This is a genomic window from Desulfovibrio sp. Fe33, from assembly GCF_028532725.1.
Classification (GTDB): Bacteria; Desulfobacterota; Desulfovibrionia; order Desulfovibrionales; family Desulfovibrionaceae; genus Pseudodesulfovibrio.
This window is the reverse complement of record NZ_JAQKGU010000011.1, coordinates 1-12,649: the sequence shown is the minus strand read 5'-3', so window position 1 is coordinate 12,649 and position 12,649 is coordinate 1. Positions and strand designations below refer to the sequence as shown.

The window sequence follows — 12,649 nt, the reverse complement described above, 5'->3', positions numbered from 1 at the left end:
CAAGGCAGACAAAAGGACCGCATCGCCAAGCGACGCGGCCCTCTTCTTCTCTTGTTTCGGAAACAGGCTACATGTTCGCCAGCACGGCCTCGGCCATGCCTGTGCAACCCACGCGCTTTCCGCCTTCCTGCATGATGTCGCCGGTGCGGTAGCCCTGCTCAAGGGTTTTTTCCACGGCCTGCTCAATGCAGTCGGCCTCCTCGGCCATGTCGAAGGCGTGGCGCAACATCATGGACACGGACAGGATGGTGGCCAGGGGGTTGGCCAGGTCCTTACCCGCGATATCCGGCGCCGAACCGTGAATCGGCTCGAACAGACCGGGATTGCCATCGCCCAGGGACGCGGACGGCAACATGCCGATGGACCCGGTGATGGCAGCGGCTTCGTCGGACAGGATGTCGCCGAAAAGGTTGCCGGTGACCAGGACGTCGAACTGGGACGGATCGCGCACCAACTGCATGGCCGCGTTATCCACGTACAGGTGCGACAGCTCCACGTCCGGATAATTCTTATGCTCGTCCACGACGATCTCGCGCCACACGCGGGACACGTCCAGCACATTGGCCTTGTCCACGGAGCAGACCCGGCCGGAACGCTTGCGGGCGGCCTCGAAAGCCACCTTGGCGATACGGCGAATCTCATGCTCGTAGTAGACCATGGTGTTGTAGCCGTAGCGCTCCCCGTCCTTTTCGCCGTCGAAACGGGGCTCGCCGAAATAGATGCCGCCGGTCAGCTCGCGCACGACCATGACGTCCAAACCCTTGGCCACGATATCGGGACGCAGGTAGCAGGCGTCGGAAAGCTGCTTGAACAACCGCGCGGGGCGCACGTTGGCGAACAAGCCGAGTTCCTTGCGGATGCCGAGCAGTCCCTTCTCCGGGCGAATGGCGGGATCAATGGTGTCCCACTTGGGACCGCCCACCGCGCCCAGCAGCACGGCGTCGGAATCCTTGCACTTGGCCACGGTCTCCGCAGGCAGCGGCACACCTTCGGCGTCAATGGCGCAGCCGCCGATCAACGCTTCCGTGGTTTCGAAATCACGACCGTATTTCTCGCCGACCTTTTCCAGCACGCGCAACGCCTGGGAAACAATCTCCCGGCCGATGCCGTCACCGGGCAATACACAAATCTTCATCGTCTTCTCCTGTGGATGCGAGATGCCTCCGGCGGCCCTACCGGGGGTCGCCTTCGGCGGGACCAGAGAACCTTTTGAAAAAGGTTCTCTGGACTCTCCAAAACTTTTTATCGCGCCTTCGGCGAGGCCGAGGCGTGCAACAATTCCTTGATCCCCCAATAACCGTTCACGACCTTCATGTCGATCAACGGCCAGGCCTTCCGCTCTTCTCCACTCCGCGTAGCGGCAACAAAAAGTTTGGGAAAGGATGGGGATGGGGGTCCGGGGGAAGGGGAGGAAACAACCCTTTTCAAAGGGTTTTTCCTCCCCTTCCCCCGGCCGCCGGAGGCATTCCTACGCCAATTTCCTCTTGGCGTATTCCACTAAGCCGCCCGCATTGAGGATTTCCTGCATGAACGGGGGTACCGGGGCGGCCTGGACGGTCGCGCCGGTGGTCAGGTTCTTGATGACGCCGGAGGCGGTGTCGACCTCGATTTCATCGGTATCGCTGAACTTGTCGATGTCGTCGCCGATCTCGAGCAGGACCAGCCCCATATTGAACCCGTTACGGTAGAAAATGCGCGCAAAGCTATGAGCCAGGACCACGGGAATACCCGCGCCGAGAATGGAAATGGGAGCGTGTTCACGGGACGAGCCGCAGCCGAAGTTCACGCCGCCGACCATGACGTCGTTCTCCTTGACCCGCTTGACCCATCCGGCCTCAAGCCCCTCCATGCAATTCCTGCCCAGCTCCTTGGCGTCGGTGGTCACCAAGAAACGGGCCGGGATGATGGCGTCCGTATCGATATGGTCGCCCACTTTGTGGGCGGTTCCGGTTACTTTCATTATTGCGCCCTCCTACAGCTTGGCGGGGTTGATGATCTCACCGGCCACGGCGGAAGCGGCGGCCACGGCGGGGTTGGACAGGAAGACCTCGGATTCCAGGGAGCCCATACGGCCCTTGAAGTTCCGGTTGGTGGTGGTGATGGCTCGTTCGCCGCCCGCCAGGATGCCCATGTGGCCGCCCAGGCAGGGGCCGCAAGTGGGCGGTCCCACGATGCAACCCGCATCCATGAAGATTTCCATCAGCCCTTCCTTCATGCAAGCCTTCCAGATGGCCGGAGTGGCGGGCAGGATGATGCAACGCACCTTGGGATTCACCTTGCGGCCATTGAGCACTTCGGCGGCAAGGCGCATGTCCTCGATTCGGCCGTTGGTGCAGGAGCCGATGACAGCCTGGTGAATCCTGAGCCCGGAGGTCTCGTCCACGGGCTTGACGTTCTCGGGCAGGTGCGGACAGGCGACCTGCGGAGCCATGCCGGTAACATCGATGTCGAGCACCCGCTCATACACGGCGTCCCCGTCTGCGGCCATAAGCCCGCCGCCGGAGAAACCGGCGTTCCGGGAATAGTCCAGGGCCTTCTGGTCCGCAGGGAAAAGCCCGACCTTGCCGCCAGCCTCGATGGCCATGTTGGCGATGGTCATGCGCCCTTCCAGCGACATGTTGTCCACGACTTCGCCGCCGTACTCCAATGCCTTGTAGAGCGCGCCGGACACGCCGAGAATACCGATCTGGTTGAGGACGAAATCCTTGGCTCCCACATACCGACCGGGCGTGCCGGTGAAGTTCACGCGGATGGTCGGGGGAACTTTGAACCAGGTCTCGCCCAGCGCCATGGCCGCGCCGATGTCGGTGGAGCCCATGCCGGTGGCGAACGCGCCCAGGCCGCCGTAGGTGCAGGTGTGGGAATCCGCGCCCACGACGATGTCGCCGGGGCCGACGATGCCCTTTTCGGGCAGGAGCGCGTGCTCCACCCCCACCTCACCGCATTCGTAATAATGGGTCACGCCCATCTCTTCGGCGAATTCGCGGACCACTTTCACCTGCTCGGCGGAATCAATGTCCTTGTTGGGGGTAAAATGGTCGCAGACCAGGGACACCTTGTCCCGGTCAAAGACCTTTTTCGCGCCCATGGCCTTGAAGGACTTGATGGCCAGGGGGGCGGTGATGTCGTTGGCGAGCACCATGTCCACCTTGCACTGGACGATCTGTCCAGGTCCGGTGACCTCCTGGTCAGTGTGGTTCTGCAAAATCTTTTCAGCTAAGGTATGCCCCATTTGCTTATTTCTCCTCTTTCGCTTTTTCCAAGCGGTTCAATGCGTTGACCATGGCCAAGGCGCTGGCCTTGACCACGTCGCCGTCGTTGGCGCGGCCCACGGCCTTGATGCCGTCGTGCTCGATGCGCACGGCGACCCCGGCCAGGGCGTCGGAACCCTCTGTCACGGCATTAACCGAGTAGACTTCGAGTTTCGGCGACACGCCTACTAATGAGTAGATGGACTGGAACACAGCGTCAATGGAGCCTTCGCCGAAATTGCTGGTTTTGCGCACTTCGGCATCGCCCTCGGCACCGAACTCCATGACCGTGGCTGCGTGCGGCGGAACATCGCCGGTGCCGGAAAACACAGACATATCAACCAGTCGGAAACGATCCTTGCGGCGATAAACGGACTCGAGGATCAGCGCTTCCACGTCCTCGTCGAATATCTGCTCTTTCTTGTCAGCCAAATCCTTGACGGCCTTGAAGAGTACGGCGATCTGTTCTTCGTCCAGCTTGTAGCCGAGCTCCTCTGCCTTTTTGCGTACGGCGTGGGAGCCGGAATGCTTGCCGATGACGATATCGTTGGAGGTGCGCCCGATGGAGGCCGGAGTCATGATCTCGTAAGTCAGCCGATTCTTGAGCACGCCGTCCTGGTGCACGCCGGACTCATGCGCAAAGGCGTTGGCTCCCACAATGGCCTTGTTGGGCGGAATGGGCATTCCGATGATCTGGGACAGGCGGCGGCAGGAAGGGAAGAGCTGCTCGGTGTTGATGCCGGTCTCCACCCCGTAGAGTTCCTTGCGGGTGTTGATCGCCATGACGAAGTCTTCCAGGGCCGCGTTGCCCGCGCGTTCGCCGATGCCGAGCACGGTGCATTCAACCTGGCGCGCACCTGCCTGGACGGCGGCCAGGGAGTTGGCCACGGCGGACCCCAGATCATTATGGCAATGAACGGACAGAATGGCCTTGTCCATGTTCCGCACGTTGTCCATCAGGTATTTGATGAGTTCATAGTATTCGAAGGGCTGGGTGTAGCCGACGGTGTCGGGCATGTTCACCACGCAGGCCCCGGCGTCGATGGCTGTCTCGGCCACCTTGACCAGGAAATCCCAGTCCGAGCGCGAGGCGTCCTCGGCCGAGAATTCCACGTTGTCGGTGTACTGCCGGGCGTGGCTGACGGCCTTCTCGATCATCACGAGAACCTCGTCGGCGGTCTTGCCCAGCTTGTGTTTCATGTGAATTTCGCTGGTGGCCAGGAAGGTGTGGATGCGCGGATGCCTGGCGTCCTTGATGGCCTCCCAGCAACGGTCGATGTCCTTGTTCACGGCGCGGCACAATCCGGCGATCTGCGGTTTTTCGACCGCCGAGGCAATGGCCTGGACCGCCTCGAAATCGCCTTGGCTGGCGATGGGGAAGCCTGCCTCGATAATGTCCACGCCCAGAGTCTCGAGTTGGCGGGCCATGCGGATTTTTTCGTCCAGGTTCATGGTCGCGCCCGGAGACTGTTCGCCGTCACGCAAAGTGGTATCGAATACGTACACTCTGTCTGCCATGGTGTCCTCCGATGGTTCCCCTTTCGGGGGTATGTTCTAAATGTTTGACAACGGGTATACAACCGCCAAACGCAAAACCCGCGCGGGGCAGCGTGGCGATAAGGGTCAGTACGACGTACTGATATGGGATGAGGAGAGCTAGTTCAGCTCTTTCTTGGAGCCATCCCGCAGTAGTCGCTTGTTGGTGCGGGATAGTAGGAAAAGCGTGTAGAGAGGGCCGGACACGAGGTAGCCCAGGAAGAAGACGAAACCAAGCACCTTCGGACGGGAGGCGATGAGCGAGAAAAGCAGAATCGCGGTGACCATCCAGCTAAAGGGATGGGCCTTGAAGGCGCTGATTTCCTTGAAGGAGTAAAAACGAATGGTGCTGACCATGAAGAAGGACAACACGTAGACGAGAACCAGGGCACCCACCGAAACCACGGAATGCATGTACTCCTGCGGCACATATTCGGAGAAGAGCACCAAGGTGGCCAGGGTGCAGGCTGCGGCCGGGATGGGCAGGCCCACGAAATGCTTCTTGGAGGTGGTGGCGGCCTGGACGTTGAACCGGGCGAGACGCAAGGCCCCGCAGGCCATGAACAGGAACGCGGCCATCAGGCCGAGACGGCCGAAGTCGTTCAGAAGCCAGAGGTAGGACATGACTGCCGGGACCACGCCGAAGGCCACCAGATCGGCCAGCGAATCGAGCTGGACGCCGAATTCGCTCTGCGAGTTGGTGATGCGCGCCACCTTGCCGTCCAATCCGTCGAACACGCAGCTTGCCAGGATGCACAGGGCGCAGGAGGTGATATCCCCCTGAATGGCCCAGATGAGTCCCAGGAAGCCGACAAACAGGCTGGCCGTGGTCAGCAGGTTCGGCAGAAGGTAGACACTTTTATGGCGCGGCAATTTTTCCTCAACCATGGCAATCAGTTATTCCGTATCGACGGATCAGGCGGTCCGTTTTTCCGCCAGTACCGTTTCGCCTGCGACGGTCTTCTGACCGACGCCGACAGTTGGTACATAGCCATCCGGAATGTAAAGGTCAACTCTTGATCCGAATTTGATCAAACCATATCGCTCCCCGCGCTTGAGCTTGTCCCCGGGTTCGGCCCAGCAGACGATGCGGCGGGCGATGAGCCCAGCGATCTGGACCATGGTGAACCGCTGGTTGCCCTTGCCGGTGACGACCACGATGTTGCGCTCGTTGTCCTCGCTCGCCTTGTCGAAAGAGGCGTTGAAGAACTTGCCGGGGATATAGCGGATGGTCTCGATCTTTCCGCTGACCGGCATCCGGTTCACATGCACGTTGAAAACGTTCATGAAAATGGCGATGTACTGGCGGGATTCGCCGCTGACGGGATCGATCGCGCGGTCGATCTTGATGACCCTGCCGTCGGCAGGGGCGGCCACGGCCTCCGCGTCTTCGGGCCCGACGCGCTCCGGGTCGCGGAAGAAATGACCGATAAAAGCGGTGGCGGCGAGCCCGATCACAGCCATGGGCCAGCAGCCGATGATGGCGAAAATCAGGGTCGTGAATGCAGCGATGACTATATAGGGCACCCCTTCCAGGGCAACGCCGACAGACGGTTTCAACATGGCGCGTCGAGCTCCTTTCAAACGAAGTTTACGGTCTTTACCCTTGGCTTCCTCAAACCGCAAGTTTGTTTTTTACAATATATTCGCGCCAAGGTATACCCCATGACATGGATCCGGTCACGCACCTCTCGTCGGGCCTGCTCGGCGGCATGGCCGCCCGCAGGTGGTTTCCCGAGGCGAAACACCTCGTGCCCGCCTGCATGCTCGCTGCCTGGATTCCCGACGTGGACATTCTTTTCGGCAACAACGATCCTGAATTCGACCTCCTCTACCACCGGGGCGTCAGCACTTCCATCTTCGGTACTCTGATTCTCGCCCTTGTCCTGGCGGGTTTGTACAAACTCGTCTCCCCGCGCACCCCGTTCACCAGAATAGCTCCGCTGTTCTACGCCCTGACCCTGATCCACGTCTGGCTTGACCTCATCACCACCTACGGGACTCAGTTGCTCGCGCCCTTCTCCAACCACCGCTTCGCCCTGGACGGCGCGTTCATCATCGACCCGGTTTTTACCGTAACGGCCCTGGGCCTGATCGCCGCCGCCCTGATCGTGAAAACGCGCCGCCACGCCGTCGCCCTCATCGGCATTGTGTGGTTTTTCGTCTATCCGCTGGGCAACATGGGAATGGGAACGATTCTCCAACATGCCTACGCCCGCCGGCTCGACGCCAAGGGCGCGGCCTACGACCATGTCCACGTCACTCCGGACGCGCTGTCGCCCCGTTTCTGGAAGGTGGTCGTCACCGCCGGACCGGACTACCTGCTCGATACCATGGACCTGTTCGGCGATCTCGCGCCGGACGCGCCCCGCAAGGTCAGGCGTGCGGACAAGCAAATCCTGCGCAAGCTCGGCGAACAGCAATCCATGTTCGCCACCTACGCATGGTTTTCCAAATGGCCCTATGTCGAGGAAACCGACACTCCCGACGGCAGGACCCTGATCTTCCAAGACCTGCGCTTCACCTCCACCAACCCTGTCATGGCGTGGGTATACCGCGACAAAAAACAGCCGTTCACCCTCACCGCGCACCTCGACAACTCCGGCCGCATCATGTCCTGGTCATACGAGGGAGGCGTCAGCTCCCTGGCCGACGCCGAGGAACCGCTGAAGTGACCTGGTTCGCGCTTTCCCTGGGGGCGGCTTTTTTCATGGCCTCCAACTCCGCGTTCATGAAGCGGTTCTTTTCCGATCTCTCGGCATGGGAAATGAGCCTTATCCCCTATTTCTACGCCATGCCCCTCATGGCGCTGACCATTCCCTTCATCGGCATTCCGCCCATCGGTCCGAGATTTCTCCCGGCCCTGGCCTGGGTCCTGCCCGTGCTCATGGTGTCCATCATCCTGCATTACAGGGCCATCCGCATGTCGCCCTTGTCCCTGACCCTGCCCTTTCTGAGCTTTACGCCGGTCTTCGTCCTGTTCACCGGCGACCTCATCCTGGATGAGACGCTCTCCGTTCCCGGCGTTGCGGGGATGCTCCTGGTGGTCGTGGGCGGTTACGTGCTCAATCTTGATGCCGCCAGATACGGTTTCCTCGGCCCCATACGGGCCATCTGGAAGGAGCCCGGGTCCGGGCTGATGCTCGTCGTCGCCTTCCTGTACGGCCTGACCTCCGTGGGCGGGAAAGTCATGATCCTCGATTCCTCCCCCATGTTCACGGCCATGGCCGTATTCACCCTCTACGGCCTGCTGCTGACTCTCATATTGATATGGACGGGCAAAACCTCGTTCAGGAGTCTCACGCAAAAGCCCCTCCTCGGAACGGTGGCCGCGCTGATAGTCTTCGCAGAGATAGTCTGCCACAACCTGGCCATGTCCATGACCGCGGCCGCGTACATGATTACCATCAAGCGCACGACCGGCATTTTCTCGGTCCTGTACGGCTGGCTTCTCTTCAAGGAACGCGGCATTCGGTTCCGCCTGCTCGGCACGGTCATCATGACCGTAGGCGCGGCGGTCATCGCCCTGTGGGGATGATGCTCCGCACCGTCTCCGGCGACAGAGAAAAAAACGCCCGGTTGGTCCGGGCGTTTTTTTGATTCGGATCGAATCGGAATCAGGTCAGGCAGCGGTAAAAATCGACGCCCAGCCGGTGCATGGGCACCACGCGGCCTTCGAGAATGAGCCCCTGGGGAATGAACTTCTCGTCGAGATACTCCGCCGGAGGCTGGAAGCCGTTCTCCCGGGCCAGGATGACCGAGGCGCGGGTGGCCGCGCTGTGCGCGATAAGCCCTTCCGGAAAGAACTCGGCCCGGTCCACACTGTCGCCCACGGCCTCGAAAAACGCGCGGTACTTGTCGAAACAGTTATCCGCGGCCAAGGTCTGCTGAATGCCCGCCATGATCTCGTTCGCCACGAAATCGACGGACCGGCCCCTGACAAGCGCGTAGGCGTTGCGCCTGTTCGGATCGGCCAGCATGACGGCTCCGGTGCCCAGCGAATGGACCAGATCATAAGTCCGTTCACCGGACACGGGATCGGCCTGATAGCCCAGGGTCTGGATATCCGTACACCCGGCGCGCCTCGCAAGAATCTGCATGGCCAGCAGCATGATGCCGGTCCCGGCTCCGAGATCCACGCCGATAAAGGCCCCGTTTCCCCGAACCGCTTCCGCCCTGCCCAGGACCGCACGCATGAGGTGGGCCGCCTTGGGAGCGTCCGCCAGGACCCGCAGCACCGGGGACCACATGCGCAGCCTGTTCATGACCTCGATGTCGTCTCCCGGCTCGTTCATGGACTGATGGCGCGAAAACCGTTCGTACAACCCGGCAAGCTCGCCGTAGGGCACCGGATCGCGGTACGCGTTCTCATGCACGTAGGCGTAAAAATATTTCACGGCCACATTAAGAAGGCGGGCATCGGAAACAGGCTCGCCGGGATCGCACAAACGATCCACATCGAAAGCCAGGGAATCGGGGGTATAAAATTCCGGGGCGATAGCCGGGGCCTGGCAGCCGACCATCGCCGTAAAGTTGCGGGCCTGCATCCCCGCCGAGGCGAGAGGCGAACCGGTCAGCCCGCCGGAAAACCCGCTATGCGCCGGATCGAACGTGTGATGTATGCTTGTCTTGCTCATGGTCGTTTGAACGGTCGGGTTGGTGGAAATTGTTGCCGTCCAGCCCGTATTTGCACGGACCATACCGGAGGCGAAAGAAACGTCGCACAAAAGTCGCAATTTCTCACTAATTCCACAAAAACAAGCTGATAGGGGTTCATACCCAGCACAAAAAAAGCCGACCTCATAGAGGTCGGCCTGATTGCCTGGAGCGGGAAACGGGATTTGAACCCGCGACTTCAACCTTGGCAAGGTTGCACTCTACCACTGAGTTATTCCCGCGTGGTGATATGGAGACTCCCCCCAAAAAAGCCGGTCTCTCGCGGAGACCGGCCTGATTGGCTGGAGCGGGAAACGGGATTTGAACCCGCGACTTCAACCTTGGCAAGGTTGCACTCTACCACTGAGTTATTCCCGCGTGTCTTCGTCTTGGTCGGCTGGCTCCCCCCAAAAAAGCCGGTCTCTCGCGGAGACCGGCTTGATTGGCTGGAGCGGGAAACGGGATTTGAACCCGCGACTTCAACCTTGGCAAGGTTGCACTCTACCACTGAGTTATTCCCGCCGGTGGAGGCGACATCCGGATTTGAACCGGAGAATGGAGGTTTTGCAGACCTCTGCCTTACCACTTGGCTATGTCGCCGACTTTTTTGGAGCGGGAAACGGGATTTGAACCCGCGACTTCAACCTTGGCAAGGTTGCACTCTACCACTGAGTTATTCCCGCCCTCAAAAGCGAACCACTGTTTACCCGTGCCCCTTTCAGGTGTCAAGCGGATTTTATGATTTTTTTAAAATCCCGGGACATATGAATGACCTGTTTTTTTTGCCTGAATGGAAAGACTTTACTTTTTGGGCCTTTTTGGTATACCAACGCGCTTTAATTCAGTAGAACTATGTGTGCACCCTTAGCTCCTCAAACAGATTGCTCACTCTCAGAGGGGAGGTTCAAATGGAAGCCAATGACCTGAAGTACTTCAAGGAAAGCTTGAACGGCATGCTCGATGACATCCTCCAGAAAAGCGAGGCCACCATCGAAGACATGACCGAATCCGGAGAGGTCTACGCCGATCCTGCTGATCGGGCCACGGCCGAAAGCGACCGCGCCTTCACACTACGTCTGCGCGACCGCGAACGGAAGCTCATCAAGAAAATCCAGCAGGCCATCAACCGCATTGAAGACGGCGAGTTCGGCATCTGCCAGGAGTGCGGCGACGATATATCCATCGCCCGCCTCAAGGCCAGACCCATGACCACGCTGTGCATCAACTGCAAAAGCAAACAGGAAGAGGACGAGGCCGTCCGCGGCGACTAGCCGCACACCCGGCCTTGGACGGAGACGGCCGTGGAAGCCAACTTTTTCCGCTTCCTGAGCGCGGAACTCGCGTCCATCCTAACCGGTCGCCGAATAGACAAGGTATTCGGCCCGGCCCCCGGAGTCTGGGTGCTGGCCATCCAGAACACGGGCGAACCTCTATACATGATCTTCCGGCCCGCCAAATCGGCGGGCCATTTATTTCTCTCCGCGGTCAAGCCCGCCAACCCGCAAACCGCTCCGGCCATGGCCATGTGGTTTCGCAAACGGCTGCGAAACCGCAGGATTCTGGCCGTACATCGGGATTGGCCCAATCTGCGGCTGGCGTTGGAGCTCACTCCGCGCACCGACCCGGACGGCAAAACCTTCCTCATCCTGGACTGCCGCACCGGCATGACCCTGGCCGATGAACTGCCGCCGTCCTTTTCCTCCGAGCCGGAATGGCCCGCCATGGAAGACGTCCTCGACGATCCGGAAATCTGGCGTGCCTATCCGCACATATCGCCGCTCCTGCGCAAGGCCCTGGCCTACCTCCCGGAAGAACAGGCCCACGCCCTCTACTTCCGCGTAGCCACCGCCTCGGCCGACAGTTTCCACATTTCCCGATCCGACGACGGCCGACAGCCTCCCACAGCCTGGCCGACCGGCCACGATGACGAGACGTTCGACTCGGCCCTTGAAGCCGCCCGAGCCCACGGCGAAAGCACCCTCTTCCCCCTGCTCGACATGGAAGAGGACAAGGCGCAAACCGTTCAGCTCAAGCGTATACGCAAAAAACTCCAACGCAACCTGGCCAGGCTGGACGAGGAGCAGGCGCGACTCGAAGCCCTGGCCGCCGAGCAGATCAAAGCCGAAGCGTTGCAAGCCGAGCTGTACCGATTCAAGAACGCCGAAGGTCTCGAATCCGTGGAAGTTTCGCACCCTGTGCACGGTCCCATGACAGTGATCCTCAACCCGTTCCTGTCTCCCACCGAGAACATGAAACGGTATTTCAAACTGTCTGCCAAGGCGCAGCGGGGCTTTCCGCACATCGAACGCCGCCGCCGCGAGCTGCTTGCCCAACTGGCCCAGGCCGAAGACGGAACAATCGAAATCCATCCCGCCGCGCACCAGACATCGCCCGAACCGGAAGGTCCCGCCGCCCTGCCCAAGCGATTCCGCGGTTTGGCCGTCAGCCTGTTCCGCACCACCGACGGCTTCACCGTCATCCGAGGCAAAAACAAGCAGGCAAACCACCACATGCTCAGCAAGGCGGCCTCGCCCTTTGATTACTGGTTCCACGCCGAAGACGGTCCCAGCTCCCACGTCATTCTCAAGCGCGACCACCCCGGCCAGGACGTGCCCGAAACATCCCTGATCCAGGCCGCAGCCCTCTGCGGACTCAAAAGCTATCGCAAAGACGACGGCAAAGCCGATATCATGTACGCCCTGGTCAAAGACGTGCGCAAAGTCAAAGGATTCAACCTCGGCCAGGTTGCCGTTGACCGAAAACTCGGCACCCTCCGCGTCGATCTCGATCCCGATCTGGAAAGCCGACTGGCTTAAGAATGCCTCCGGCGGCCAAGGGGAAAGGGGAGAGAGGGCACCCTTTGTAAAGGGCTGCCCTCTCTCCCCTTTCCCCCTGGACCCCCTATCCCCTCTCACCCTCCGAAACTTTTTGTATGCGCATCCGCGCGGGTGCAGGTATGCGATGGGGTGAACCTCTTCCCGAAACGACTTTCGAGCTAGTTTATTTTTGGGAGACGGGAAAAGAATTAACTCTCCGCCGAGCCCGCGAAGCGGCGACAAAAAGTTTAGGAAAGGATGGGGATGGGGGTCCGGGGGAAGGGGAAGGAAAAGGTACAGTCCGGGTACATAGGTAACACATTAGTCCGGGAACATGGGTAACACTTTGGGCATGGAAGCCTGGAGGTGCACATGCCCTGGAAAGAGGTG

General features: G+C 60.3%; 11 protein-coding genes and 5 tRNA genes. 4 read left to right on the top strand and 12 right to left on the bottom strand.

The genetic code is table 11. The features are described 5' to 3' along the window. Window positions 1-67: 67 nt before the first annotated feature. From leuB to PSN43_RS13380, 6 genes are all read right to left on the bottom strand, one after another. Complete coding sequence (gene leuB / locus PSN43_RS13405; RefSeq protein ID WP_272701242.1) at window positions 68-1,135, bottom strand: 3-isopropylmalate dehydrogenase; 1,068 nt, start codon at window positions 1,133-1,135, stop codon at window positions 68-70. A 333-nt stretch (window positions 1,136-1,468) separates the two neighbouring features. Continuing rightward, complete coding sequence (locus PSN43_RS13400; RefSeq protein ID WP_272701241.1) at window positions 1,469-1,960, bottom strand: 3-isopropylmalate dehydratase small subunit; 492 nt, start codon at window positions 1,958-1,960, stop codon at window positions 1,469-1,471. Between the two features lie 12 nt (window positions 1,961-1,972). Continuing rightward, a complete protein-coding gene (leuC, locus tag PSN43_RS13395) occupies window positions 1,973-3,232 on the bottom strand; it encodes a 3-isopropylmalate dehydratase large subunit (RefSeq protein WP_272701240.1) in 1,260 nt (419 codons plus the stop codon). Window positions 3,233-3,236: 4 nt separating this feature from the next. Further along, a complete protein-coding gene (locus tag PSN43_RS13390; RefSeq protein WP_272701239.1) occupies window positions 3,237-4,769 on the bottom strand; it encodes a 2-isopropylmalate synthase in 1,533 nt (510 codons plus the stop codon). A 138-nt stretch (window positions 4,770-4,907) separates the two neighbouring features. Continuing rightward, the gene (pssA, locus tag PSN43_RS13385; protein WP_272701238.1) at window positions 4,908-5,675 is read right to left on the bottom strand and encodes a CDP-diacylglycerol--serine O-phosphatidyltransferase; all 768 of its coding nucleotides are present in this window, start codon (window positions 5,673-5,675) and stop codon (window positions 4,908-4,910) included. A 27-nt stretch (window positions 5,676-5,702) separates the two neighbouring features. Further along, window positions 5,703-6,350: a phosphatidylserine decarboxylase family protein gene (locus PSN43_RS13380; RefSeq protein WP_272701237.1), complete on the bottom strand. Its 648-nt coding sequence runs from the start codon at window positions 6,348-6,350 to the stop codon at window positions 5,703-5,705. A 107-nt stretch (window positions 6,351-6,457) separates the two neighbouring features. On the opposite strand from PSN43_RS13380, the gene PSN43_RS13375 reads away from it, so the two are divergent. Continuing rightward, window positions 6,458-7,462, top strand: a complete 1,005-nt coding sequence (locus tag PSN43_RS13375) for a metal-dependent hydrolase (RefSeq protein WP_272701236.1) — start codon at window positions 6,458-6,460, stop codon at window positions 7,460-7,462. Beyond that, window positions 7,459-8,325, top strand: a complete 867-nt coding sequence (locus tag PSN43_RS13370) for a DMT family transporter (RefSeq protein ID WP_272701235.1) — start codon at window positions 7,459-7,461, stop codon at window positions 8,323-8,325. The genes PSN43_RS13375 and PSN43_RS13370 overlap by 4 nt, the downstream gene beginning before the upstream one ends. 79 nt (window positions 8,326-8,404) lie before the next feature. Here the strand turns inward: PSN43_RS13370 and PSN43_RS13365 are convergent, their stop codons facing one another. The 6 genes from PSN43_RS13365 to PSN43_RS13340 form a co-directional block, all read right to left on the bottom strand. Further along, window positions 8,405-9,424, bottom strand: a complete 1,020-nt coding sequence (locus PSN43_RS13365; protein WP_272701234.1) for a hypothetical protein — start codon at window positions 9,422-9,424, stop codon at window positions 8,405-8,407. Window positions 9,425-9,610: 186 nt separating this feature from the next. Beyond that, window positions 9,611-9,685: transfer RNA gene (locus tag PSN43_RS13360), tRNA-Gly, on the bottom strand. A 61-nt stretch (window positions 9,686-9,746) separates the two neighbouring features. Next, a tRNA-Gly gene (locus tag PSN43_RS13355) sits at window positions 9,747-9,821 on the bottom strand. Between the two features lie 69 nt (window positions 9,822-9,890). Next, window positions 9,891-9,965 (bottom strand) — tRNA-Gly (locus PSN43_RS13350). 3 nt (window positions 9,966-9,968) lie between these two features. Beyond that, window positions 9,969-10,043, bottom strand: a tRNA-Cys gene (locus PSN43_RS13345). Between the two features lie 8 nt (window positions 10,044-10,051). Further along, window positions 10,052-10,126 (bottom strand) — tRNA-Gly (locus tag PSN43_RS13340). Between the two features lie 225 nt (window positions 10,127-10,351). Between PSN43_RS13340 and dksA the strand changes: the two genes are divergently transcribed. Beyond that, window positions 10,352-10,714 (top strand): RNA polymerase-binding protein DksA, encoded by a 363-nt coding sequence (gene dksA / locus PSN43_RS13335; RefSeq protein WP_272701233.1) that lies wholly within the window; start codon window positions 10,352-10,354, stop codon window positions 10,712-10,714. A gap of 30 nt (window positions 10,715-10,744) precedes the next feature. Next, the gene (locus PSN43_RS13330; RefSeq protein ID WP_272701232.1) at window positions 10,745-12,259 is read left to right on the top strand and encodes an NFACT RNA binding domain-containing protein; all 1,515 of its coding nucleotides are present in this window, start codon (window positions 10,745-10,747) and stop codon (window positions 12,257-12,259) included. Window positions 12,260-12,649 lie beyond the last annotated feature (390 nt).